The following is a 22,164-nucleotide window of genomic DNA, read 5'->3' as shown; positions in this document are numbered from 1 at the left end:
GGTGTACGACGAGGACTCCCCCCCATGCAGCTGTCCCTGTTGACGCCGATCACACTCTCCGCACCGACGTCCACGAACGCGAGAAGGCCGAATTCGGCGGGTTCAAATTTGGTTCCGCCTTCTTCGGCTGGCTCACGGCAATGGGCACCACAGTGCTCTTGACCGCCCTGGTCGCAGCGGTCGGGGCTGCCATCGGTTTCGGCAACGGCACCACGCCGGACGAAGCCGCAGACGCTGCCGCCGAGAACGCGGGCACCGTCGGTATCGTCAGCGCGATCGCCATAGGGCTCGTGCTGCTGATCTCCTATTTCGCGGGCGGCTACGTCGCCGGGCGAATGGCACGGTTCAGCGGAGTCAAGCAGGGAATCGCTGTCTGGCTGTGGGCCATCGTCATCGCGATCATCCTCGCGATCGTCACCGCGATCGCCGGCTCCCAGTGGGACATCCTCGCCAACCTGCAGAGCTTCCCCCGTATCCCGGTCACCCCCGAAACCGCCACCCTCACCGGAATCCTCACCGCCCTCGGCGCTGCCGTGGTCACTCTCCTCGGCGCAATCCTCGGCGCGACGTGTGGGTCGACATATCTCATCGAGCAGCACCGGCCGAGTCAGCCTTCTTCTGCAGCGCCTCGTCCACCCAGCGCAGCAGCACGTCCAGCGGGGCGGCTCCGGATTGGCGGGAGAGCACGTTCCCCTGGTTGAGGATGAGCAGAGTCGGCACCGCCTGGACGGAGAACTTGCGGGCCGTCTCCGGCGCGGCGTCCACGTCCACTTTCACCAGCTTGAGCTTGCCGGCACGTTCCGTGGCGACCTTCTCGAGGGCAGGGCTGACCATCCGGCACGGTCCGCACCAGGTCGCCCACAAGTCCACGAGCACCACTTGCGGGGCCTTCTCGACCACCTCGGCGAAGTCCGCATCGCCCGCATCGACGATCCACGGCACGGCGCTCTTGCAGACGCCGCAGCGCGGGTACCCCGACGCGGCGGCGGGGACACGGTTCTTCTTCCCGCAGTTGGGGCAGGTCACAATCGCGCTCACGCCGTGTCCTCCTCTTCGACGGGCGCTGCGATGTTGAAGACGAGGTCGCCGTCGTGTACGTCCAGCGTGACCGTCGACCCGTCCATCACCTCCCCGCTCAGCAGCGCACGACCCAGTCGGGTCTCGATCTCATGGCTGATGTAGCGTCGCAGCGGACGCGCACCGTACACGGGGTCGTAGCCGCGGTCGGCGATGAGTTGGCGTGCCGCGGGCGTCAGCTCGATGCGGATCTGACGCTCGGCCAGCCGGGAGCGCAGGTCGGTGAACTGCAGCTCCACAATGTCCCGGATCTGTTCACGACCCAGCGGCGAGAACACCACGATGTCGTCCACCCGGTTGAGGAACTCGGGACGGAAGTGGGCGCGCAACTCACCGAGCACACTGTTTCGCACGTCGTCGGGGATCGCGCCCCCATCGGAGCCCAACAGGTGATGGGCACCGATGTTGGAGGTCATGATGACGATGGTGTTGCGGAAGTCGACGGTGCGTCCCTGACTGTCGGTGATGCGGCCGTCGTCAAGGACCTGCAGCAGCGTGTTGAACACGTCCGGGTGCGCTTTCTCGATCTCGTCGAAAAGGACCACGCTGTACGGGTGGCGGCGCACCGCCTCGGTCAGCTGCCCTCCCTCGTCATACCCGACATACCCGGGAGGTGCACCGACCAGCCTGCTGACGGTGTGACGTTCCTGGTACTCGCTCATGTCCAGCCGGACCATCGCCGATTCGCTGTCGAACAGTGCTTGCGCGAGCGCTTTGGCCAGTTCGGTCTTTCCCACACCGGTGGGGCCGAGGAAGATGAAGGAGCCGATGGGTCGGCGCGGGTCGCGGATGCCGGAGCGGGCACGGATAATCGCGTCGCTGACGAGCGTGATGGCCTCATCCTGACCGACCACCCGCTCCTTGAGGGTGGCGTCCAGGGTGAGGATCTTGTTGCGTTCACCTTCCTGCAGCCGGGCCACGGGGATCCCCGTCCACGCTGCGACGATCTCGGCGATCTCGTCCTCGGTGACCACCTCCCGCAGCAGCCGCTGCCCGCCTTGTTTGGAGGTGAGACGCTCCTCCTCGGCGCGCAGGCGTCGTTCCGCGTCAGCGATAGCCCCGTACCGCAGTTCAGCGGCACGGTTGAGGTCGTAGGAGCGCTCAGCTTCCTCCGCCTCCCGCCGCAGCCGCTCCAGCTCACCGCGCAGCTCCTGGACCTTGCGGATCGCTTGACGCTCCGCCTCCCACTGGGCGCGCTTGGAGTCCGCCTCCGCCTTCAGGTCGGTCAGTTCCCGGCGCAGCTCCTCCAGCCGTTTCTTGCTGGCAGGGTCCGTTTCTTTCGACAGCGCCGCTTCCTCGATCTCCAGGCGGGTCACCCGCCGGGTCAGCTCGTCGAGCTCAGCGGGCATTGAGTCGATCTCGGTTCGCAGTCGCGCGCAGGCTTCGTCGATGAGGTCGATGGCCTTGTCGGGCAGGAACCGGTCGGAGATGTACCGGTGGGACAGCACGGCGGCAGCGACCAATGCGCTGTCCTGGATGCGGACACCGTGGAAGATCTCCAGTCGTTCGCGCAGGCCGCGGAGGATGGAGATCGCGTCCTCCACGTCAGGCTCCTCGACCATCACCGTCTGGAACCGGCGTTCCAGGGCAGCGTCCTTCTCGATGTGCTTGCGGTACTCATCGAGGGTGGTGGCACCGATGAGGTGCAGCTCCCCGCGGGCGAGCATCGGCTTAAGCATGTTGCCGGCGTCCATTGCCCCTTCGGTGGCTCCCGCCCCCACCAGAGTGTGGAGCTCGTCGATGAACAGCAGGATGCGTCCCTCCCCTGCCTTCACCTCTGCCAGGACTGCCTTCATTCGCTCCTCGAACTCGCCCCGGTACTTCGCGCCGGCGACCAGGGCAGACAGGTCCAGCGAGAACACGGTCTTGTCGCGAAGGCCCTCGGGCACGTCCTCACGCAAGATCCGCTGGGCAAGGCCCTCCACGATGGCGGTCTTTCCGACACCGGGCTCGCCGATGAGGACGGGGTTGTTCTTGGTCTTGCGGGAGAGGATCTGGATGACCCGGCGGATCTCCGCATCACGCCCGATGACCGGGTCAAGCTTGCCCAACCGGGCGTCAGCGACCAGGTCACGGCCGTACTTCTCCAACGCCTCGTACGTCTGCTCGGGGGTGGCGGAGTTGACGTGCTGGTTGCCGCGGATCTTGGTGAGCGCGCTGAGGAAGCTCTCCCGGGTGACACCGTGCCCGCGCAGCACGCGGGACGCGGCACGGTTGGAGGAGTCGTCGGCGAGGGCCAGAACGAGATGCTCCACGGAGATGTAGGAGTCTTTCAGCCGCTTTGCCTCCCGCTCCGCCCGTTCCAGGGTGGAGGTGAGGCTGCGGCTCAGATACACCTGACCGGTCTGCGGGGAGGACCCGGAGACGCTGGGCTTGCGGGCGATCTCCGCTTCGACGTCGGCGCGTACCGCTTCCACGTCAGCACCCGCTGTCTGCAGAAGTCGGGGAACCAGCCCCTCCTCCTGCTGGAGCAGTGCGAGCAGGAGATGCTCCTCGTCCGTTTCGATCTGACCGGCCAGGACCGCGATGCTCTGGGCCGAGGTGAGCGCTTCCTGCGACTTCTGAGTGAGTGAGTTCATGTCCATGGGGTGTCTCCTTCGAGTCGGATGGTCCGGTGCTGCTCGAGCTGCTCGATGCGGGCGAGCAGGTCGAGCACGAGTGCGATGCCGGCGTAGTTCACGGCAAGATCGGAGTGCAGACGCACGATGGTGTGCACGCGGGCGGGGACGGTACCGGCGAACCACAGCCGGCCGCTGGTGTCGACGTGGGCGGTGACCAGCCCCAGCTCGACGAACTTCCGCAGCGTATCCGGGTGGATACCTGCGGCCACGGCGGTCGCCGCCAGGTCGGCCCGGGCGACACGGACGGGCAGGTGATGTGAGGTCATGATCCTCTCCTGGCATCAAACGACGATTCGTCGCGGAGCTGTTCGAACAGCTCCTTCTCCTTCTTGCTGAGAGTGCGCGGAACGACGACCTTCACCCGCGCATACAGGTCTCCCGGCTGTCCTCTGCGGGGCATCCCCTGCCCGCGCAGGCGGAGCCGCCTGCCAGTGGACGAGCCGGGCGGAACGTGCACGGTGACCGGGCCGCCGGGGGTGGGCACGCTGACATCCGCGCCCAGCGCCGCCTCCCACGGTGAGATGGGAAGGTCCGTTTCGATGTCCGCGCCGCTGAGTCGGTACCGCTTACTGTCCTTCACGCGCAGCGTGACCAGCAGGTCCCCGTCCTGTCCGTCGGCGCCCGCTCCGCCTGCGCCCGAGATCCGCAGCCGCTGCCCGTCGACAGCGCCCGCTGGGATGTCGATGGTGTACTCCTGCGCGCCGCCGTACGGGGACGCGACCTGCACGGTGCGACGCCCGCCCCGGTAGGCCTCCTCGACGGTGATCTCCAGCTCCGCGGTGTGGTCGGCGCCGCGACCGAAACCACCGAAGCCGCCCCCGAAGAGGTCCTCCCAGTTCGAGCTCTGCGTGCCGCCCCCGCTCCACGTGTATCGGGTGCCCCCGCTGCGGCGCGGCTGCTCGGAGGAGCGAGCCGCGTCCGCGGCGGCGTACTGCCGGAAGTTCTCACCGAACCGGTCGTACTGTGAGCGGGTTTCCGGGTCCGACAGCACATCGTGGGCTTCACTGATCCGTTTGAAGGTCTCCTCCGCCCCCGGGGTCTTGTTGACGTCCGGGTGGAACTTGCGGGCCTTCTCCCGGTAGGCGCGGCGGATCTCCTTCTGATCCGCCGACCGGGAGACCCCGAGCGCGCTGTAGAGATCCTCCGCCATCTCCTACTCCTCATCCGGCCTGCGGGTGACCACGACCGCAGCCGGTCGCAGCATCCGCTCAGGCGTTCCGAACCCGGCGCGAGTGACGGCGAGGATGCTGCGCGGCGGGACGCTGGCATCCTCGACCACCGAGACCGCCTCGTGCAGCTGCGGGTCGAACTCCGCACCGTCGATGACAATCTCGGGGTACCCGAGTGCGCGCAACGCATCAGCGGCCTGCGCCCGGATGGCCTGCATGCCACCCAGAACGCCCTCGTCAAGGTCCACCCCGAAGCTGAGCGCCCGGTCCAGCCCGTCGACGACGGGCAAGAAGGCTTTGGCGGTGTGCCGCCGCTCCTGCTCGCGGACCGTCTGGATCTCGCGCGCCATCCGTTTGCGGAGGTTGTCGTAGTCCGCCGCCGCCCGGCGCCACCGGTCCTCGGCCGTCTCCAACTGGGCGGCGACCGCTGCTTGCGCGGCGCGGATCTCCTCCGGGGACACGTCGGTGAGGTCGTCGTTCAGCAGGTCCACGGCCCGCGTGTCCTCGTTCTGCTCCTCGACCATCGCGATCCTCCCTCCGTGCTACTTGTCGAATTCGGCGTCGACGACGTCGTCTTCGTCGTCCTGAGCGGGCTGCTCAGCGTGGCTGGCGTTCGCGCGGGCCGCAGCAAGGGACTGCGCAACCTGCAGCAGCTCGCCGGTGCGCTCTTTCGCTTCCTGCTCGCCGACGTTGTTCTGCACTGCCTCGCGGGCCTGCGTGATGAGCAGCTCCGCGCGGGCACGCTCGTGCTCCGGTGCAGCGTCGCCGAGCTCACGCAGTACCCGCTCGACCTGGTAGGCGGCGGAGTCCAGCTCGTTGCGGGCGTCCACGGCCTGGCGCAGCGCCTGGTCGTCAGCACGGTGCTGCTCGGCTTCCTTAATCATCCGGTCGATCTCGCCCTGGTCCAGATTCGAGGTGTCGCTGATGGTGATGCCCTGCTCGGTGCCGGTGTCCTTGTCCTTCGCCGTCACGTGCAGGATGCCGTTCGCGTCGATGTCGAAGGTGACCTCCACCTGCGCTTCACCGCGAGGAGCGGGGCGGATGCCGGTGAGCTGGAACCGGCCCAGCACCCGGTTGTCTGCGGCGTTCTCCCGCTCGCCCTGCAGGACGACGATCTCCACCGACGGCTGGTTGTCTTCGGCCGTGGAGAACACCTCGCTGCGTCGGGCGGGGATGGTGGTGTTGCGTTCGATGATCTTCGTCATCACGCCACCGCGGGTCTCCACACCCAGCGACAGCGGGGTGACATCCAGCAGCAGCACGTCGTCGACGTCGCCCTTGAGGACGCCCGCCTGGATGGCGGCGCCCACAGCGACCACCTCATCGGGGTTCACCGTCATGTTCGGCTCCTTGCCGCCGGTGAGCCGCTTGACGAGCGCTTGGACAGCGGGGATGCGGGTGGAACCGCCCACGAGGATGACCTCGTCGATATCGTTCTCGCTGACCTTCGCGTCGGCCATCGCCTGACGCACCGGACCGAGGCACCGCTCAACGAGGTCAGCGGTGAGGTCTTCGAACTTGGACCGCTTCACGGTCATGGTGAGGTGCCTGGGTCCGCTGGCGTCGGCGGTGATGAAGGGCAGGCTGACCTGGGTCTGGGACACCGAGCTGAGCTCGACCTTCGCCTTCTCGGCCGCCTCGAACAGTCGCTGCAGCGCCTGCGGGTCGTTGCGCAGGTCGATGCCGTTCTCGTTCTTGAACTCGTCGGCAAAGTAGTCCACCAGCCGGCGGTCGAAGTCGTCGCCGCCCAGGTGAGTGTCACCCGCGGTGGATCGCACTTCGACGACCCCGTCGCCCACGTCGAGGAGGCTGACATCGAACGTGCCGCCACCGAGGTCGAAAACCAGGATGGTCTCGTGGTTCTTCTTGTCCATTCCGTACGCCAGTGCGGCGGCGGTGGGCTCGTTGATGATGCGCAGCACCTCGAGCCCGGCGATGCGTCCGGCGTCCTTGGTCGCGGTGCGTTGGGCGTCGTTGAAGTAGGCGGGAACGGTGATGACGGCCTCGGTCACCTTCTCGCCGAGGAACTTGCTGGCGTCGTCGACGAGCTTGCGCAGCACCTGGGCGCTGATCTCCTCCGGCGCGTACTGCTTGCCGCGGATGTTGAACCGTGCTTCGCCGTTGGGGCCTTCCACGACGTCGAAGCCGACGGCGTTGGCTTCCTCCTTGATCTCGTCGAAGGACCGGCCGATGAACCGCTTGGCGGACGAGATGGTGCCCTTCGGGTTGAGGATGCTCTGCCGGCGGGCAAGCTGCCCCACCAGCCGTTCACCGTCCTCGGTGAAAGCGACCACCGACGGGGTAGTGCGGGCTCCCTCCACGTTCGGGATGACCTTCTCCTCGCCGGCCTCCCAGACGGCGATAACGGAGTTCGTGGTTCCCAGATCGATTCCTACTGCCTTGGCCATGATGGTTGTTCCTTTCTTGTCGCGTGAGACACGTTGCAGGGGTCGTCAAAGAGCGCGCCAGGATCGGCGCAGGCGCAGGGCTGAGTGCCCAGAGTCAGGAAGCAGGCTGCTTCAGGGGGATCTTTCCTGACGGCGGGCTGCTCGATGGGCATCACCACCCGCAGGACGCCCAGGTCGCAGCTGGCGGTGACGCTGTCGCTGTCGATGCCGGGCGCCAGTCCCAGCAGCCGCATGAATTGCCCGTGGGGGCCGTTCGGCGGTGAACCACTTCGCGCCGGCGGTCCCGGACTGGGCCGCTGACCGCGCGGACGGTGAGCGGCTGGCCGCCCACCCAGCTCGATGGACTCCGAGTCGATGCCTGGCAGGTTCGCCTCAGGAACGTACTCGTCGCCCTCTCGGGACAGATCGACCCACATCGAGCGCGGATCCATCTGCTGAGCGATGCGCAGGTCCGCACATGAGGTCACCATCTCACCACCCCCTCCCATTTACGCTGAGTCGCTATAACTCCACTGCCGATGTTTGTTCGACGGTCGGAGGTGTAGAACCCACCAGGACGATGTGGTCCAAGCAGAGGCGCGAACGAAACTCGTTCTGGCGCCAGCATGGACCCCACGTAGACATTTCGCAAGACATTTGCCTGACGAACGGAGCCTGACCCGCTTTTCCGGACACCGACTTTGAGGCGATGATCGTCTCGGAAGGAGTCCGTGACATGCCTGCTGCCCACCCGCCGGAGTTCCGGCGTCGAGCCCTCGATCTTGTTGCTCAGGGCAATCCCGATGCGCAGACCGCGCGTGACCTCGGGATCAGCGAATCCTGCCTTCGGAACTGGATGAACCGTGACGCTGTCGACTCCGGCCGCAAGGCCGGGGTCACCACCGACGAGCACAAGGAGCTCGTCGAGTTGCGGCGCCGGAACCGGATGAATGGGCGAGCCGGCCGCCGTCACGGCGCGCGATCGCGGATGCGGAACTGACGACCACGATCCGCCGGATCCACTCTGACTCGCGGGAAACCTACGGTGCTCCGCGGGTGCTCGCCGAGCTCCGGCTCGGACTCGGCGTTCACGTCAGCCGCAAGCGCGTCTCGCGCGGCTGATGCGACTGGGCAGGCTGGCCGGAGTCTCGCACCGCCGGAAGCGGCGCGGCTGGAAGCCCGACACCGCCACGCACGAGGACCTCGTGAAGCGGCAGTTCCGCGCTGACGCGCCCAACCGGCTCTGGTTCTGCGACATCACACAGCACCGCTCGAGAGACGGATAGGTCTACTGCGCCGCCGTCATCGACGCGTTCAGCCGCCGCATCGTCGGCTGGTCGATCAGCGACCGGATCACCGCCGAGATCGTCGTCGACGCGCGGCAACGGACTCCCTCTGGTCACGCTGATCACGCCCGGGCAGGCCGGGGACTCGCCGATGTTCCTGCCGCTGATGGCGCACCTGCGCGTCGGCCGCGACACCGGTAGGCCGCGCACCCGACCCGAGGCGGTCCGCGCCGACAAGGCGTACTCGTCCCGCGCGATCCGCGGCCATCTGCGCTCCCGTGGAATCAAGGCCGCGATCCCCGAGCCCGACGACCAGAAGGGTCATCGCAAGCGTGGCGGGTCACGAGGCGGCCGCCCGGTCGGACTCGACGCCGCCGACTACAGGAACCGGAACGTGATCGAGCGCCGATTCTGCCACACCAAGCAATGGCGAGGGCTCGCCACCCGCTACGACAAGCACGCGGTCATCTACCGCGCAGCCGTCCTCATCCACGCCGCGATCAGCTGGATTCGAACACTTGCCTCGTAACGCTCACAGATGCTGCCTCCTCGGCCCGGTGGCTGATGAAGAGAGGAATCGCTGAGACGAGGAGCACCGCAGCACCGATCCAACCACTGGCGTCCCGCAGCGTCGGGACGACGAAGATCGCTGCCGCGCCGACTGCGACAAGGACACCGGCCAGGACGCCATACAGGCGCATCCCGTAAAGCGAGATGAACGTGAGGTAGTGAGCGCCCACGATGATGAGCGAGGCCGGGAAGAACAATGAGGGCGCGAGGGTGCCGAGGGCGATCGCCACGAGCAGCCCGAGCGGCACGGTGAACGCGCTCTGCATAGCGAGCGCGTTGGAGGGGTGCTTCTTGGGCAAGAATGCCGGCCCTCCCATGGCCTTCAGCACGAGGGCGGATAGCGGAAAGATCAGCTCGCCTGAAATTTCCGATGACAGGTAACGCCGAAAGGAGCGCGACATTTAACGCCCCAACTCACAGGCTCGCCGCGTGGGCGTGCGCGGGGTGTCTCGGTAGGGGATCGGCTTACGGCACGGCGGTATGGTCAAGCGGATTTCCGGGTGATGCCGGCCGTAGGTGATCATGCAGGCCTCGACTCCTACCCGGGCGTCACCGCCTTCGTCCCTCACCTGCGTTGAGCCCGCATAGGGTTGGCTACGTGGACCAGGTCATCCTCATGTGCGGTCCGGCTGGATCGGGGAAGTCGACCTACGCGCGTGGCCTGGAGGCCCGGGGCTATGTCAGGGTCTCGTTCGACGGCGAGGCGTGGGCCCTCGGGCACCGGACCCACCCGATCGGCGACGACGCGCGCCAGGTCGTCAACGGAACGCTCCAGGACAAGCTCGTCGACTGTGTGAAGCAGGGGAAGCGCGTCGTCGTGGACTCCTCGTTCTGGTCCCGTGCCTCGCGCGATGAGTTCAGGCGGCTCTGCGCCCCCCTCGGCGTCGTCCCGGTCGTCTACTACCTGGACACCAGGCGGTCGATCCTCCTGGACAGGTTGGCCCAGCGCGAGAACTCCGGCCCGGACGACATCGCTGTGTCGCGCGAGCGAGCGATCGCGTACATCGACGGGTTCGAGACGCCCACACCTGAAGAAGGCCCACTCAGGATCGTCCACGTGACAAGCCCGATGTGATCGTGGCTGCGCCCAGACCGGCGCCACGCCCACGCTGGTCGCCCTCCTGACTCGAAGGGGTATCCCCGGTGGGCGGTCTCGCAGAGACACATCACAGTCGCCGATTCTCATTGCCTGCCCCGGCTTCATTCCTCAGCTACAGCTCGCACGCCTGCGTCGGATCTGCTCATCGACCGGCGCAATTCTCGAGCCGCCGTTGCGGGCGATCTCGCGCGAGACCGTCGACGCCGACCGCCCCAACCCTTCGGCGATCGCCCGGGCAGAAAGACCAGCAGCGATCCCACGCGAGATCTCTTCCCGCTCACCTGGACTCAGATGCCGTGGGGAGCGTCTCGGCAACGCGGGTCGCACCCCACCATGACGCAGCAAGTACCGGCGCACGTGATGCGACGGGACGCCGGCCCGATCGGCGATCCGCCGCAGTGACTCGCCCTCGCCCCATGCCTGCCACACGACGTCCTGTACTGCCGCTGGCAGCGACGTCACCCCACTCATCCCAGCCTCCACGACCACGCATCATCTACCCTCGTGGTGCGTTGGTGGGTTGAGACCGACCCTCGCCAACCCTGCGTGAGCTGCGGGGAGGTCCGGTTGCGCCACCGACGCGCCGAAGATGGCTCCGGCTACCTCTGCTGGGCCTGCGTCCCGCCGATTATCGAGACCTGCACGAGCTGCGGCGACGACCGGCTCGTGAATGGTCGGATCGAGGGCCGTCCGTTCTGCCCGCTCTGCTACCCCCGCCAGCCAGAGTCGTTCCGCCCCTGCACGAGTTGCGGGACCGTGACCCGGTTGATCGCGAAGCTCTGCCCGCACTGTCGCGCCGACCAAATGATCCGCGAGATGATCCCCGACGACCTCGCAGCCTCCGACGCTCGGATCGCTCACCTGCGCGAGCGGTGGTTCCAGGGTGCTCCCTCGAAGATTATCTACGCCTTCGAGCGCGGTACCGTCGCCTGCACCCTGATCACCCGGGTTCTCGCCGATCCGCGCCCGTGCACCCACGCCTACCTCGACGAGGCCGGATCCGAGTTCCAGACCCGAGCAGTCCGGTCCGTGCTCATCGATCATGGGCTGCTGCCACCGCGGGACGAGCTGCTCGCCCGGTTCGAACTCTGGCTCCCTGATGCACTTGCCGAGATCCCCGACCCGAGCGAGCGACGCACCGTCACCCAGTATGCGCGCTGGCGGCACCTTCGCGCGTTGCGACGGAACACGATGCCCTCCCGCTCAGGACAGCTGTCCTGGCGACGGATCGAGATTATGGGGATCATCGAGCTCCTGGCGTGGGTTCACGGTCGCAGCGGCTCGCTCGCATCACTCGCCCAGGCAGACGTCGATGAATGGCTCGCCGGCGGCCCCCGCCCGTTCCTGCACCATTTCCTGACATGGGCGGGACGGGACGGAAGTTCCCGCCAGCTCGCGGCCCCACGCCCGTCGTCCGGAGGCCTGAATCCGCAGGCGCTGAGCGACGACGAACGCTGGCGATTGTTCGCCGACGTCACCTCCGACGCGTCCATCGATCCGCATACGAAGTTCGCCGCGGGGCTGATGCTCATGTTCGGCGTCCGCGCAGCGAAGATCGTCCAGCTGCGTGCGGAGGACGTCGCCGTCACCGATCAGGCCGTGATCGTCCGTCTCGGGACGGAACCTCTCGTGCTCCCTGCCGAGCTCGCCCCGGCCGCCGCCGGAGCGGCCAGCAATCGCACCGCGCCCCGGATGTTCGTGGAGAGCATCGAACAGGAGTGGGTCTATCCGGGAGCCCGCGCCGGCCATCATATGGCACCCGACACGCTCAACAGCCGGCTCCGCGCCGTCGGCATCCCTCCACGACTAGCACGCACCAGCGCGTTGATCGCCCTCGCGCAGGAACTCCCACCAGTCGTTCTCAGTCGCCTGACGGGGTTGGACATCTCCTCCGCAATCGCCTGGTCCAACGCGATCGGCGCGAACAACAACGCCTACGCCACCGCAGTCATCGAACGAGTCGGCATGCCTTTGCCGACTCTCTGAACCATGACCCTACGCCCTGTCAGCGGAGTCCTTGGACGGTCGGCTTCGGCTATAGGTATCGGCATACGTCGACAGAACTACATGTGTCGGGTTCGACGTGTTCGGCGTGGTCGCGGAGCCCGGCGAGGGTGTTGCGCAGGTCGTTGAGCTGCGCGATCTGCTGGTCGATATCGGCGAGCCTCGTATCGAGCAGGTCCCGGACGTGACCGCAGGGTGCTTGACCGTGGTCGCGGATGTCGAGGATCTGCCGGATTTGGGCGAGTGTGAGGCCTGCGGCTTGCCCGCGGTGGATGAAGCCGATCCGAGTGAGGGCATCGGCCGTGTAGTCGCGGTAGCCTGCGGGTGTCCGCTCGGCGGACGGTAGGAGCCCTTGGTCTTCGTAGAACCGCAGCGTTTTCGTGGTCGTGCCGGCCGCGTCGGCGAGTTCTCCGATCCGCATGTTCCTCGCTCCTCTGCGCATGTTGCACGCACCTCTTGACCTTCCCCCATGCTGGAAGGTTCATGATGACTGTATCAGCAGGATTTTCAGTACTCCAGGGAGGAATCGGATGCAGTCGACGTTTGATCTCGCGATTGTCGGGTCGGGTGGCGGGGCGTTCGCCGCCGCGATCCGCGCCACGATGCTGGGTAAGTCGGTGGTGATGATCGAGCGTGGCACGTTCGGTGGCACGTGTGTGAACACCGGATGCGTACCGTCCAAGGCGCTGCTCGCGGCCGCTGAGGCACGCCATGTGGCCGCCGACGCCGGTTCCCGGTTCCCGGGGATCGCCGCCACCGCGGACCTGGTGGACACGCCGGCGCTGATCGCCGGGAAGCAGGATCTGGTGGAGGCGATGCGGAGCGAGAAGTACGTCGACGTGGCCGATGCCTACGGCTGGCAGAACCATCAGGGTGATGCGGCCTTTGCCGGCACCCCGGATGCACCGGTGCTGGAAGTCACGGCCGCGGACGGCAGGGTCGAAACGGTCGAGGCGGCGCATTACCTGATCGCCACGGGCGCGCGCCCCTGGGGCCCACCGATCGAAGGGCTGGACGGGGTCGACTTCCTGACCTCGACATCGGCGATGGAGTTGGACAAGGTCCCGGACTCGCTGCTGGTGCTCGGCGGTGGCTATGTGGCACTGGAGATGGCCCAGTTGTTCGCCCGGCTCGGCGCGAAGGTGACCCTCCTGGTGCGGTCCCGGCTGGCGTCGAAGGAGGAGCCAGAGGTCTCCAAAGCGTTGCAGGAGGTCTTCGCCGACGAGGGCATCCGGGTGGTCCGCCGCGCTGTTCCCACACGCGTGGCCCGGGACGTGGCGACCGGTCAGATCGTCGTCACGGCCGAAGTCTTGGGCAGTAAGCAGGAGTTCCGTGCCGACGAGATCCTCGTCGCGCTCGGACGCCGCCCGGTCACGCAGGGTCTCAACCTGGATGTAGTGGGAGTGAATACCGGCGACGCCGGGCAGGTCCTAGTCACCGGCGACCTGCAGTCCTCGAATCCTCGCGTGTGGGCGGCCGGGGATGCGACCGGGCATCCCGAGTTCGTCTACGTCGCCGCCCGGCACGGCACGATGGTCGCCGAGAACGCCTTCGCCGATGCACACGAGTCCGTCGACTACACGCGGATGCCGCGTGTCACGTTCACCAGTCCCGCGATCGGCTCGGTCGGGATGACCGAGAAGGAAGTCCTCGCGGCCGGGATCCGCTGCGACTGCCGCGTCCTTCCCCTGGAGTACGTGCCGCGGGCGGTCGTGAACCGAGACACCCGCGGGTTCATCAAGATGGTCGCCAACGCCGACACCGGTGAGATTCTCGGCCTCACCGCCGTCGCCCGGGACGCCGGCGAGCTCGCCGCCGCGGGCGTCCATATCCTCGGTAAGACCATCACGGAGGTCGCCGACGCGTGGGCCCCGTACCTGACCATGGCCGAGGGCATCCGCATCGTCGCGAAAGCCTTCACCACCGACGTCTCGATGCTGTCCTGCTGCGCCTGAGCACGGACCAACCCGCTTCATCACCCACGAAACCGGAGAAAATGCCCATGACTGACCTCACGACCGATCTGTCCGACCGGCTCGCCCGATTCGATGAAGAAGCCCTGCTGGTCCCGTTGCTGCGACTACTCGTCGACGGTGACCCGGTCACCATCGACGACCTCGCGGGCGCCGTAAAGCTCCCCGTCGACGAGGTCCGAGCCCGCCTGGCCGCTACGCCGGACACCGAGTACGACGGCCAGGGCCGGATCATCGGCCAGGGCCTCACCTTGCGCCCCACCAGGCACCGGTTCACCGTCTCCGGTGAAGAGCTCTACACCTGGTGCGCGTTCGACACCCTGATCTTCCCCGCCCTCCTGGACCGCCCCGCCCGCATCGAGTCGATCTCCCCAACCAGCGGCGACACGATCCGGGTGAGCGTCGACCCGACCGTCGGCGTCACCAGTGTCGAACCGGCGACCGCGGTGATGTCCCTCGTGAATGCCGCAGACACGCCATCGATCCGCTCCTCGTTCTGCAACCAGGTCCACTACTTCACCTCCCCGCAGGACGCTGCCAGCTGGCTCACCGAACACCCCGGCGCGCAGACCCTCCCCGTCAGCGACGCCTTCGAGCTCGGTCGCACCGTGATCACCGGGATTCTCGAGCGGCCCCAGCCCGCTCGCAGCGTCGAGCCGTCCAGCAACTGCTGCGGACCCGAGACCTGCTGCTGAACGGCATACGAAATCGAGGCTCAATAGCGCGAGGCTCAATAACGCGCGCTACCAATAGCGCTGCGCGTGCGGTCGCAGCTCGAACCAAGGCTTGCCAAGATCCAAGCCGAGAGCTTTCGCCTCCTTCGAGGCCGCGACCACCATGCCGTCGTTGTTGCTCAGGACAACCAGCGGTCGACCCTCCAGAGACGGATCAAAGACCCGCTCGAATGAGGCGTAGGCGGAGTTGACGTCGACGTGAGCGAGCATGTGGTGCTATCGCAGGTGATGGATGCAGTACGTCGCGACGCCCCACACCTGGAAGTCGCTGAGCTCAGGTACGACAATGTCCGGATGCCCCGCGCTCTCAGCGCGCAGGACGACACCGGCCGCCGTCAGCTCGAGCCGCTTCACGGTCAGCTCTCCATCCAGCACCGCCACGATGATGTCGCCGTGCTGCGCGTGCTTCGAGCGGTCCACCAGCAGCTCATCGCCGTCGCTGATGCCCGCACCCGTCATCGAGTGGCCGGCTGCGCGAACGATGAACGTCGCCGCTTGGTCGTCGACGAGCATGTCAGTGAGGTCTATCGGTCCGTCGTAGTAGTCCTGAGCAGGCGACGGGAACCCGCACGCGACCGCGACGGGCGCGGCCAAGAGGGTCGACGCCGTCTCCGAGTCGACCTGCCGTGGCAAGGTCGCGAGCATCCTGCCTCCCAGAGTATGAACATAGAACCGATAGTCAAGTATGCGCGCATTGCTCGACATTCGAACATTTGCCAGATCATCGGCTAGGTTCCGGGCGCGCCGTCCGCAAGAATGATCGGCATGACCAACGAGATTGACGCCGAGATTGACGATCTTGCCCGCAAGGCAAGGGAACTAGCATCACGCATCCCGTTCGCGGACCGCGCCAACATCCTTCGCACGGTGGCATACGAAGTCCGCCAGGCGGTGAAGTTCGATCCCACCACCAATGCCGGGGCGCCCCAGGGTCGAGAGTGGGAACTGGAAGGACTCGGGAAGGTCTGTGATGCCGCGGAGAACTACTACTTCGAGGCGCGTACTGAGACCCGCCGCTGACGATTAGAACGTGACACCAGGCCCTGCCGCAAACGATCGTTTGCGGCGGAGGCGGCCCGGTGGATGCGAGCGACGGCCGCAATCGTCCCCCGAAACTACCTAGCTGCAACGGGCGCTCGGCCACCCCGTTGCTCCGTGAGCCGTCCTTTCATAGCCGTCCCGTATCCTCGCCTCATGACGAGAACTCGACCGATTGCCTTATTAGGAATCTCCTGTCTGACGGGCGCGCTGCTCAGCGGATGCGCCCTCGTGCATGGTCCTGCCGATCGCGTCGACGAGTTCGCGGCAGCAGGTGCAGAGTGCACCGGTTCATGGTGGATCGGCGACCTGCGCGAAGGCACTAGTGACGAAGCGCGGGTCGTCGCCGAAAGTGCGCTTGCAGAGGCAGAGGTGTCGCCCGATGCGCTGGCTTCGGCTCGAAGTCTGCTTGACGATTCCAAGAATGATTATGAGCGAGAGAACACAACAGCGCAGGAGCTGGAGCGCGAGGCGTACATGCTCACTGTGACGCTGCACGTGAAGGATCAGCTCGAAGCCGCCGGCTACCCCGACATCGATCGGGTTGTCGAGGTGTGGGCCGAAAGTTCCTGCTCCTGACCTGCGGGATGACAGTCGCTCCGGAAGTCCCGCCGTAAACGATCGTTTTCGGCTTTCGCACGACCAAGGTTGGTAGTTCGATCCGCCCTGGCGAACTCGGTGCGCGCATCCGGACGATCTCTCAACTTCGGTGTTCGCTGAGTCACGGCAGGCCTCGGACAATCTTGGTCACTCGTGCGCGTCGCCAGTGCGCTTGAGCGACAGGAACGAGGTGTCTCACGACCCATGCGCTTTGCGACGCCGAAGCTTCGACAGGATCAGATGAACGTGCCCAACGCGTGCCGGTAGCTGTCGCTGTTCTCACGTGTTGCAGCGGTCATGAGAAGGGCGTTGTCGTTGATTCTGCGCGTGAACTCACCCGCACAAGGAATGGTCACGATCTTCGTCAAACCTGCACGCCAGGCCGGTATTAGTGCTGGTAGGTCGCGCCGCTCGGGTTGGGCTTGGAGTTGCGTCGGCATCCCGGCCAGGTGCGCGTCCATTCCACGTTGGAACCAGGTGCTGGACGATTCGTCGTCGAACGCATTGTCTCCAAAGTGAGCGCGCCAGTCGGGTCCCGTTATCCGGTGGAGGAGATCGGCGCGTTCGGTCGAACCGTTCGCGGTGTTGTGAAGCTCGTCGAACAGTTGGGGGTCACTATCCTGACCCGCGTGCATCACGGCGGAGTGCCAGATGCCGGGCCACGCTATCGCCCATTCGTCGCGAGTTTTGGCGGTGACCGCAGGATGCTGAACGGCCGCGGGCACGTCCAGCAGCCGCGGAGGGAGGTCTTCACCATATGGCTGCAATTCATACGCCTCCCGGATCCAGAGCAGCTCCAGGAGGGTGTTGGGCCGATCCTCAACGGTGATCGACATATCGTGCGGCCACGGGTTGCCCGGCACCGGTGCGCTGGATCGCATAGTCCCCACTTTCAGTTCCGCCCATCTTTGCGGTCTCATGATCGCGAAGCAACGAGCCGCAGAATCGACCTAGTCTCGAGGCCGACACTTGCCGGTCCGCGATGAGGGAAGAGGTATGCGCGTCTCCGTGAGATCAGCCGGAAACTCTTGCCGTTCGGCTGATCTCGGACTGCCCCGCTATTCTCTGCCCCCGTCCGGGGTATGAGGCGACGTTGGTGGGCAGTTCGGACGTTACCAGGCGTAGACATTCTCGGAGATCTTGACCGCTCCTTCCGGTGCTTGAACACCGTCGACTACAACTTGGTACTTGCCTGCCAGACCGTCGACCCCGACCGTGCCGCCACCGCAGCCCACCACCCACTCATCCTCGCCTGCGTCCGCGACAAGACAAACGGTTGAGTTTTCGAGTCCCCGAGCGAGCCAGAGCGAAGTGCCCGCATGCTCCCCGACGTAGCGACTCGTCGATACGTCGACGTCGTCATACGCGTAGTCCGTGAGTTCCGGCAACTCATCGCGGCTTTCTCTTTCCCCTTGAAGGTCCGAGAATCCGACCAGGTCAGTACTGCAGCCAGGGAGAAGCGTGATCGACGCGAGAACCAGAGCTGTCGCAGAAGCGTAACGGAGGCGAGGCATGGCCCCCATCTTGGCCCACCGCAACCAAGAGCACCACAGGTCGACCGCCAGGCAGCCGATAACGATCGTTTTCGGTGGGCAGGACGGCGTCGACGACTAGTGTCAGTGTCCGAAGTCGTCGGCACAGAAGATTGCGTCGTTCAGGGAGCTGTGCGCGGGAGTATGGGTCGTTTTCGTGTCACTACTTGTGCGTACGACCCGACATGTTGTCCCATAGTGGTGTGGAAGAAGAGCCGGTCAAGGATGACCGAATTTCCAGGCGCGGTCTGCTGACCGTCGCTGACGAGGCGTGGGAGCTGGCCGTCGAACGAGCTGCGATCATCGGGCCGCTTGCTGACTCCAGCACGGGTGGATACGCCGTGGACGTGGCGGCCGAGAAGCTGGGTATCTCACGCGGACACGTCTATTTCTTGATTCGGCTGTGGCGTGATGGCCAGGGGTCGGTTTCTGATCTTGTCCCTGGCCGCTCCAGTGGTGGCCGCGGTGGGGCCCGTCTGCCCGTTGAGGTGGAGACGATCGTCCGAGACGTGATCCGCAAGCACTATCTGACGCGTCAACGCAAGACGATCGCTGCCGTCCACCGCGAGATCACTCGGATGTGTCGGCTTCGTGGACTTCCCATCCCTTCACGTGGTGCGGTTCGGCGACGCGTCGCCATGCTCGATCCCCGGACGGAGACTGTGGGTCGGGAGGGAAGAGAGGCAGCACGCCGGTTGCAATCAGCGGGCGGGGATGTCCCCGCGATTGTTGAAGTGTCGGAGCAGGTACAGATCGACCACACTGTGGTGGATCTGATCGTGGTGGACGAACAGCACCGGCTGCCGATCGGCCGTCCGTATGTGACCGTGGCGATCGACGTGCGGTCGCGGAGCATCGTGGGACTGGTGATCACGTTGGAAGCACCGTCCGCGCTCTCGGTCGGTTTGTGCCTGGCGCACATGGTCACCGACAAACGTGCCTCGCTGGAGCGGCTGGGGGTCGAGGTCACGTGGCCGATGTCGGGGAAGCCGCGCGAGTTGTATCTGGACAACGCGTCGGAGTTCAAGAGTGAAGCGCTACGGCGCGGGTGCCAGGAGCACGGGATCGCGTTGAACTATCGGCCTCCAGGGCGTCCGCACTACGGCGGAATCATCGAACGCGTCATCGGAACGCTGATGGAAATGGTGCACGAGGTGCCGGGCACCACGTTCTCCAACCCTGCCCAGCGCGGAAGCTACGATTCGGACACCCGAGCCGTACTGACGGTCACCGAGTTGGAGAAATGGCTGACCTTGGCGGTCTCCAGCTATCACGGACAGGTCCACGGCACGACCCGGCAAACCCCACGGGCGCTGTGGACAGCAGGGGTCCAGGAGGCAGCGCCGTCGATGGTCACGGATGCATCCGCGTTCCTGGTGGACTTTTTGCCCGTGGTGCGGCGGAAGCTGACACGGACCGGGTTCGTGATCGACCACGTGCACTATTTTCGGAACGGGCTAAAGCCGTGGATCGCACGCCGTAGCCAGATGGAACGATTCGTGATCCGCCGAGACCCACGGGACATCAGCCGCATCTGGGTCCTCGATCCCGACGATGGTTCCTATATGCCTGTGCCGTACCGGACGCTGTCGTACCCGGCTGTCAGCGTGTGGGAGCACCGCGCCGCTCTGGAGCGGCTGCGCGCTGAGGGCCGAGAGCAGGTTGACGAAGATGCCCTGTTCCGCACGGTCGAGCAGATGCGCACGATCACCGAAACTGCAAGCTCCACCACCCGCAAGGCACGTCGTAACGCCGAACGTCGTAAACGGGGCGGAACGGCAGATGAAATCTCTTTGATTCGCCCGCCGACTGACCTTCTACCGCCCGAGGGGAATAGCGGACCGTCTACGGAGGACCGCGTGATGCCCTTCGAAGAGATCGAGCAGTGGTGATGGAGGCGGAAGCCGTGACTGCGGACGAGGATCTCACGCATCTTCATCCCAGCGCGCAACCGATCGCACGCCTTCCCGCGGATGAGGGGCTCAGGCATGTGCGCGCTGACCGATGGATCGGATACTCTCGTGCATCCGAGGCGCTGGAACGGTTGGAGACTCTGTACGAGTGGCCGAAGAAGCAGCGTATGCCGAACCTGCTGCTGTTAGGGCCGACCAACAACGGCAAGTCGATGATTATCGAGAAGTTCCGCCGTCTCCACCCGCCGATCTCCCATGCCGAGCATGAACAGGTGCCAGTGCTGGCCGTTCAGATGCCGTCCGAGCCGTCAGTGTCCCGGTTCTACGTCGCGCTGCAGGCCGCACTCGGAGCACCACTTCGCCCGCGACAACGCGTATCAGAAATGGAACAGGCAACTCTGTCCCTGTTACGGGGGGTCGGAGTGCGGGTGCTGGTGATTGATGAGCTGCACAACGTGCTGGCAGGTCGCGGTGACACTCGACGCGAGTTCCTGAACGTGCTGAGATTTCTGGGCAACGAGCTGCGCATCCCGTTGGTCGGGGTTGGCACGCGCGAGGCGTACATGGCGATCCGATCCGACGACCAGCTCGAAAACCGGTTCGAGCCCTTCGCTCTTCCGCGCTGGGAACCGAATGATGAGGCGCGCGCGCTGCTGGCCAGTTTCGCGGCAGCATTCCCTCTTCGTCGACGCTCGATGATCGACACTGAAGAGATGGCGCGCTACCTCCTCACCCGCAGCGAGGGAACCATAGGCGAACTCACACGTCTGCTCACGGACGCTGCTGTCGCAGCGATCGAGACTGGCGAGGAAGCGATCAATCAGCGCACCCTCCTCGTCGCGTCATACGTCGGACCGACGGAGCGGCGACGTCTGTTCGAGCGCGAACTGCCATGACGCAGCGGTGGCCGCTTCATCCGACGCCCGGCCACGGCGAAGGGCTGACCTCGTGGCTCCACAGGCTCGCCACTGTGTACGGGATGGACCTCGACCAGCTTGTTCGCCACGGCCTCACTCCACCCGGCGCTCCCGCGCCTGGGTCGATCGGGTCACTGGACTTGGATGCGCCTTCTGAGCTGATCACGATTCTGGCGGCGCGTACCGGTGTGCCGGTGGAGCAGGTGCGTCGGATGACAATAGCTGGCTGGGTGCCGTGGCTTCTCGATTCGCTCCAGCCTGAACCGGTGCCCGGTGTCGCGTTCGACACGTATGTGCGCCAAGATTCCGTGCTCGTCACATCCAAGGAGCATCCTGACCGAGAAGTGACGAACTGGCGGGCTTGGCTGCCACTCAATTCCAAGAACCGACCGGTCAGCCGCGTGTGCCCTGCATGCGTGGAGAGCACGACCGACGGGGCGCTCACGTTTCCGCTGATCGTGCAACTTCCGATCACGCTCACCTGCCCACATCACGGCTGCCGGCTCGACGCTGCTCTCGGGCCCTACGCTTTCTTCGGCTGGGAGCGCAGCAAGGCGAACGATAGGCCCGCTCCGCGACAGGTCGTCATCCAAGACATACGCACTGAGCAAGCTCTGAGGACCGGGACGGTTCTCTTACCGACCCGGACAGTCCATGTCGGGGTGTGGTTCCGCCTGCTGCGCATCGTCATCGAGGAACTCTCTATTCCGCTCTCAAAACTTCGGGTCCGCTCACGCCTCGCCATCGAACTCATCTGGCGCACGGCGGGGCACCCTGCTCGTGCTGGCATCGTCGGTGCTGCGCGAACTTACGAGACCCTACCCTGGCCGCAGCAAGAGATGTATCTCGAAGCAGCCGCGACAGCCATTCACCTGGTCGAAACCGGAGAGATTGAAGCACGCGGCACACTCGGCCACCTCTTGACGCCTGAACCAGATCGCCCAGCTCACGACGGCTTGCCACCGCGCGATATCTGGGACGAGGCGCGAGAAGCGGCGGCCGGAGCACTCACTCTCGCCCAGCACGATCCGCTTGCAGCAGAGCACATGCTCGCGATCCTGACGAGTCTCACGCGCACCGAGAAGACGTTTCGGAGCATCCGCGGCGACTTGATTGACCTCGACGTTCCCGAAGATTTCCTTCCGCCGACGCTCGCTGCCATGCGTTCACGGAGGACGGCACCGGGTTTGTCACATAACAGTCCAGTAGCCATCGTTCACAAGACATAGAATAAATGACGGGTA

General features: G+C 65.7%; 24 protein-coding genes and 2 pseudogenes. 13 read left to right on the top strand and 13 right to left on the bottom strand.

All coding sequences use genetic code 11. The features are described 5' to 3' along the window. The first annotated feature begins 140 nt into the window (after nucleotides 1-140). Complete coding sequence (locus ILP86_RS18680; RefSeq protein WP_193762639.1) at nucleotides 141-701, top strand: hypothetical protein; 561 nt, start codon at nucleotides 141-143, stop codon at nucleotides 699-701. Here the strand turns inward: ILP86_RS18680 and trxA are convergent. Genes trxA through ILP86_RS20060 form a run of 7 tightly spaced genes read right to left on the bottom strand, consistent with a single transcriptional unit; the run spans nucleotide 586 to nucleotide 7,691 of the window. After that, entirely contained in the window at nucleotides 586-1,038 is a 453-nt protein-coding gene (gene trxA / locus ILP86_RS18675) for a thioredoxin (RefSeq protein WP_193762638.1), read from the bottom strand. The genes ILP86_RS18680 and trxA overlap by 116 nt on opposite strands. Then, nucleotides 1,035-3,662 (bottom strand): ATP-dependent chaperone ClpB, encoded by a 2,628-nt coding sequence (gene clpB / locus ILP86_RS18670; protein ID WP_113681183.1) that lies wholly within the window; start codon nucleotides 3,660-3,662, stop codon nucleotides 1,035-1,037. Before clpB ends, trxA begins: the two co-directional genes overlap by 4 nt. Further along, entirely contained in the window at nucleotides 3,653-3,964 is a 312-nt protein-coding gene (locus ILP86_RS18665; protein WP_087132767.1) for a chaperone modulator CbpM, read from the bottom strand. Before ILP86_RS18665 ends, clpB begins: the two co-directional genes overlap by 10 nt. Beyond that, nucleotides 3,961-4,848 carry a DnaJ C-terminal domain-containing protein gene (locus ILP86_RS18660; RefSeq protein WP_193762637.1) on the bottom strand — a complete coding sequence of 296 codons (888 nt, stop codon included), beginning with the start codon at nucleotides 4,846-4,848 and terminating at the stop codon, nucleotides 3,961-3,963. Before ILP86_RS18660 ends, ILP86_RS18665 begins: the two co-directional genes overlap by 4 nt. 3 nt (nucleotides 4,849-4,851) lie before the next feature. Further along, a complete protein-coding gene (locus tag ILP86_RS18655; RefSeq protein WP_193762636.1) occupies nucleotides 4,852-5,391 on the bottom strand; it encodes a nucleotide exchange factor GrpE in 540 nt (179 codons plus the stop codon). 18 nt (nucleotides 5,392-5,409) lie between these two features. After that, the gene (gene dnaK / locus ILP86_RS18650; protein ID WP_127011787.1) at nucleotides 5,410-7,275 is read right to left on the bottom strand and encodes a molecular chaperone DnaK; all 1,866 of its coding nucleotides are present in this window, start codon (nucleotides 7,273-7,275) and stop codon (nucleotides 5,410-5,412) included. Next, nucleotides 7,260-7,691, bottom strand: a complete 432-nt coding sequence (locus tag ILP86_RS20060; protein WP_350502260.1) for an Hsp20/alpha crystallin family protein — start codon at nucleotides 7,689-7,691, stop codon at nucleotides 7,260-7,262. Before ILP86_RS20060 ends, dnaK begins: the two co-directional genes overlap by 16 nt. A 299-nt stretch (nucleotides 7,692-7,990) precedes the next feature. Here ILP86_RS20060 and ILP86_RS18645 point away from each other — a divergent pair, with 299 nt between their 5' ends. The 3 genes and pseudogenes from ILP86_RS18645 to ILP86_RS18635 all read left to right on the top strand — a co-directional run. Further along, nucleotides 7,991-8,254: a transposase gene (locus tag ILP86_RS18645; protein ID WP_193762635.1), complete on the top strand. Its 264-nt coding sequence runs from the start codon at nucleotides 7,991-7,993 to the stop codon at nucleotides 8,252-8,254. Beyond that, entirely contained in the window at nucleotides 8,236-8,376 is a 141-nt protein-coding gene (locus ILP86_RS20055; RefSeq protein WP_113681201.1) for an IS3 family transposase, read from the top strand. The genes ILP86_RS18645 and ILP86_RS20055 overlap by 19 nt, the downstream gene beginning before the upstream one ends. A 129-nt stretch (nucleotides 8,377-8,505) precedes the next feature. After that, nucleotides 8,506-9,069: pseudogene (locus ILP86_RS18635) on the top strand (transposase); the annotation flags it as partial. Here the strand turns inward: ILP86_RS18635 and ILP86_RS18630 are convergent. Further along, a complete protein-coding gene (locus ILP86_RS18630; RefSeq protein ID WP_127011788.1) occupies nucleotides 9,041-9,511 on the bottom strand; it encodes a hypothetical protein in 471 nt (156 codons plus the stop codon). The pseudogene ILP86_RS18635 and the gene ILP86_RS18630 sit on opposite strands and share 29 nt — an antisense overlap. A gap of 197 nt (nucleotides 9,512-9,708) precedes the next feature. On the opposite strand from ILP86_RS18630, the gene ILP86_RS18625 reads away from it, so the two are divergent. After that, complete coding sequence (locus ILP86_RS18625; protein WP_308431980.1) at nucleotides 9,709-10,185, top strand: ATP-binding protein; 477 nt, start codon at nucleotides 9,709-9,711, stop codon at nucleotides 10,183-10,185. Between the two features lie 132 nt (nucleotides 10,186-10,317). On the opposite strand, the gene ILP86_RS18620 is transcribed toward ILP86_RS18625, so the two are convergent. Next, nucleotides 10,318-10,680 (bottom strand): helix-turn-helix domain-containing protein, encoded by a 363-nt coding sequence (locus tag ILP86_RS18620; RefSeq protein ID WP_193762634.1) that lies wholly within the window; start codon nucleotides 10,678-10,680, stop codon nucleotides 10,318-10,320. A 345-nt stretch (nucleotides 10,681-11,025) separates the two neighbouring features. On the opposite strand from ILP86_RS18620, the gene ILP86_RS18615 reads away from it, so the two are divergent. Continuing rightward, nucleotides 11,026-12,195: a hypothetical protein gene (locus ILP86_RS18615; RefSeq protein WP_193762633.1), complete on the top strand. Its 1,170-nt coding sequence runs from the start codon at nucleotides 11,026-11,028 to the stop codon at nucleotides 12,193-12,195. A 49-nt stretch (nucleotides 12,196-12,244) separates the two neighbouring features. On the opposite strand, the gene ILP86_RS18610 is transcribed toward ILP86_RS18615, so the two are convergent. Then, a complete protein-coding gene (locus ILP86_RS18610) occupies nucleotides 12,245-12,634 on the bottom strand; it encodes a heavy metal-responsive transcriptional regulator (protein ID WP_019157635.1) in 390 nt (129 codons plus the stop codon). Nucleotides 12,635-12,743: 109 nt separating this feature from the next. On the opposite strand from ILP86_RS18610, the gene merA reads away from it, so the two are divergent. Next, nucleotides 12,744-14,168, top strand: coding sequence for a mercury(II) reductase (gene merA, locus ILP86_RS18605; protein ID WP_193762632.1), 1,425 nt, complete (start codon nucleotides 12,744-12,746; stop codon nucleotides 14,166-14,168). 47 nt (nucleotides 14,169-14,215) lie between these two features. Beyond that, nucleotides 14,216-14,881 carry an organomercurial lyase MerB gene (gene merB / locus ILP86_RS18600; RefSeq protein WP_055990918.1) on the top strand — a complete coding sequence of 222 codons (666 nt, stop codon included), beginning with the start codon at nucleotides 14,216-14,218 and terminating at the stop codon, nucleotides 14,879-14,881. A 54-nt stretch (nucleotides 14,882-14,935) separates the two neighbouring features. Here the strand turns inward: merB and ILP86_RS18595 are convergent. Both ILP86_RS18595 and ILP86_RS18590 read right to left on the bottom strand, forming a co-directional pair. After that, nucleotides 14,936-15,130 (bottom strand): annotated as a pseudogene (locus ILP86_RS18595) (DNA polymerase V subunit UmuC); the annotation flags it as partial. A gap of 6 nt (nucleotides 15,131-15,136) precedes the next feature. Continuing rightward, complete coding sequence (locus ILP86_RS18590; RefSeq protein WP_193762631.1) at nucleotides 15,137-15,565, bottom strand: LexA family transcriptional regulator; 429 nt, start codon at nucleotides 15,563-15,565, stop codon at nucleotides 15,137-15,139. A gap of 120 nt (nucleotides 15,566-15,685) precedes the next feature. Here ILP86_RS18590 and ILP86_RS18585 point away from each other — a divergent pair, with 120 nt between their 5' ends. Next, the gene (locus ILP86_RS18585; RefSeq protein WP_193762630.1) at nucleotides 15,686-15,940 is read left to right on the top strand and encodes a hypothetical protein; all 255 of its coding nucleotides are present in this window, start codon (nucleotides 15,686-15,688) and stop codon (nucleotides 15,938-15,940) included. 174 nt (nucleotides 15,941-16,114) lie between these two features. Continuing rightward, a complete protein-coding gene (locus tag ILP86_RS18580; protein ID WP_193762629.1) occupies nucleotides 16,115-16,537 on the top strand; it encodes a hypothetical protein in 423 nt (140 codons plus the stop codon). A gap of 257 nt (nucleotides 16,538-16,794) precedes the next feature. Here ILP86_RS18580 and ILP86_RS18575 read toward each other — a convergent pair whose 3' ends face one another. Continuing rightward, the gene (locus ILP86_RS18575; RefSeq protein WP_193762628.1) at nucleotides 16,795-17,439 is read right to left on the bottom strand and encodes a hypothetical protein; all 645 of its coding nucleotides are present in this window, start codon (nucleotides 17,437-17,439) and stop codon (nucleotides 16,795-16,797) included. A gap of 836 nt (nucleotides 17,440-18,275) precedes the next feature. Here ILP86_RS18575 and ILP86_RS18570 point away from each other — a divergent pair. Genes ILP86_RS18570 through ILP86_RS18560 form a run of 3 tightly spaced genes read left to right on the top strand, consistent with a single transcriptional unit; the run spans nucleotide 18,276 to nucleotide 22,149 of the window. Beyond that, on the top strand, nucleotides 18,276-19,982 hold the full coding sequence (locus ILP86_RS18570; RefSeq protein WP_193762627.1) for a Mu transposase C-terminal domain-containing protein: 1,707 nt from the start codon (nucleotides 18,276-18,278) through the stop codon (nucleotides 19,980-19,982). 14 nt (nucleotides 19,983-19,996) lie between these two features. Further along, on the top strand, nucleotides 19,997-20,899 hold the full coding sequence (locus ILP86_RS18565) for a TniB family NTP-binding protein (RefSeq protein ID WP_308431979.1): 903 nt from the start codon (nucleotides 19,997-19,999) through the stop codon (nucleotides 20,897-20,899). Next, nucleotides 20,896-22,149: a TniQ family protein gene (locus tag ILP86_RS18560; protein WP_193762625.1), complete on the top strand. Its 1,254-nt coding sequence runs from the start codon at nucleotides 20,896-20,898 to the stop codon at nucleotides 22,147-22,149. The genes ILP86_RS18565 and ILP86_RS18560 overlap by 4 nt, the downstream gene beginning before the upstream one ends. The last annotated feature ends 15 nt before the right edge of the window (nucleotides 22,150-22,164 follow it).

The organism is Microbacterium sp. R1 (assembly GCF_015159725.1).
Taxonomy (GTDB): Bacteria; Actinomycetota; Actinomycetes; order Actinomycetales; family Microbacteriaceae; genus Microbacterium; species Microbacterium oxydans.
The sequence above is the reverse complement of the archived record's forward strand: the minus strand, read 5'-3'. Positions and strand labels throughout refer to the sequence as shown.

What these genes read in the sequence shown, in the direction of transcription:
- ILP86_RS18560 (WP_193762625.1), top strand. Translation starts at nt 20,896, where the DNA reads ATGACGCAGCGGTGGCCGCTTCATCCGACGCCCGGCCACGGCGAAGGG.
- ILP86_RS18585 (WP_193762630.1), top strand. Translation starts at nt 15,686, where the DNA reads ATGACCAACGAGATTGACGCCGAGATTGACGATCTTGCCCGCAAGGCA.
- ILP86_RS18590 (WP_193762631.1), bottom strand. Translation starts at nt 15,565, where the DNA reads ATGCTCGCGACCTTGCCACGGCAGGTCGACTCGGAGACGGCGTCGACC.
- ILP86_RS18610 (WP_019157635.1), bottom strand. Translation starts at nt 12,634, where the DNA reads ATGCGGATCGGAGAACTCGCCGACGCGGCCGGCACGACCACGAAAACG.
- ILP86_RS18660 (WP_193762637.1), bottom strand. Translation starts at nt 4,848, where the DNA reads ATGGCGGAGGATCTCTACAGCGCGCTCGGGGTCTCCCGGTCGGCGGAT.
- ILP86_RS18620 (WP_193762634.1), bottom strand. Translation starts at nt 10,680, where the DNA reads ATGAGTGGGGTGACGTCGCTGCCAGCGGCAGTACAGGACGTCGTGTGG.
- clpB (WP_113681183.1), bottom strand. Translation starts at nt 3,662, where the DNA reads ATGGACATGAACTCACTCACTCAGAAGTCGCAGGAAGCGCTCACCTCG.
- ILP86_RS18630 (WP_127011788.1), bottom strand. Translation starts at nt 9,511, where the DNA reads ATGTCGCGCTCCTTTCGGCGTTACCTGTCATCGGAAATTTCAGGCGAG.
- ILP86_RS18665 (WP_087132767.1), bottom strand. Translation starts at nt 3,964, where the DNA reads ATGACCTCACATCACCTGCCCGTCCGTGTCGCCCGGGCCGACCTGGCG.
- dnaK (WP_127011787.1), bottom strand. Translation starts at nt 7,275, where the DNA reads ATGGCCAAGGCAGTAGGAATCGATCTGGGAACCACGAACTCCGTTATC.
- ILP86_RS18645 (WP_193762635.1), top strand. Translation starts at nt 7,991, where the DNA reads ATGCCTGCTGCCCACCCGCCGGAGTTCCGGCGTCGAGCCCTCGATCTT.
- ILP86_RS18680 (WP_193762639.1), top strand. Translation starts at nt 141, where the DNA reads ATGGGCACCACAGTGCTCTTGACCGCCCTGGTCGCAGCGGTCGGGGCT.
- ILP86_RS20060 (WP_350502260.1), bottom strand. Translation starts at nt 7,691, where the DNA reads ATGTGGGTCGATCTGTCCCGAGAGGGCGACGAGTACGTTCCTGAGGCG.
- ILP86_RS18580 (WP_193762629.1), top strand. Translation starts at nt 16,115, where the DNA reads ATGACGAGAACTCGACCGATTGCCTTATTAGGAATCTCCTGTCTGACG.
- merA (WP_193762632.1), top strand. Translation starts at nt 12,744, where the DNA reads ATGCAGTCGACGTTTGATCTCGCGATTGTCGGGTCGGGTGGCGGGGCG.
- ILP86_RS18575 (WP_193762628.1), bottom strand. Translation starts at nt 17,439, where the DNA reads ATGCGATCCAGCGCACCGGTGCCGGGCAACCCGTGGCCGCACGATATG.
- ILP86_RS18570 (WP_193762627.1), top strand. Translation starts at nt 18,276, where the DNA reads ATGTTGTCCCATAGTGGTGTGGAAGAAGAGCCGGTCAAGGATGACCGA.
- ILP86_RS18615 (WP_193762633.1), top strand. Translation starts at nt 11,026, where the DNA reads ATGATCCCCGACGACCTCGCAGCCTCCGACGCTCGGATCGCTCACCTG.
- ILP86_RS18655 (WP_193762636.1), bottom strand. Translation starts at nt 5,391, where the DNA reads ATGGTCGAGGAGCAGAACGAGGACACGCGGGCCGTGGACCTGCTGAAC.
- merB (WP_055990918.1), top strand. Translation starts at nt 14,216, where the DNA reads ATGACTGACCTCACGACCGATCTGTCCGACCGGCTCGCCCGATTCGAT.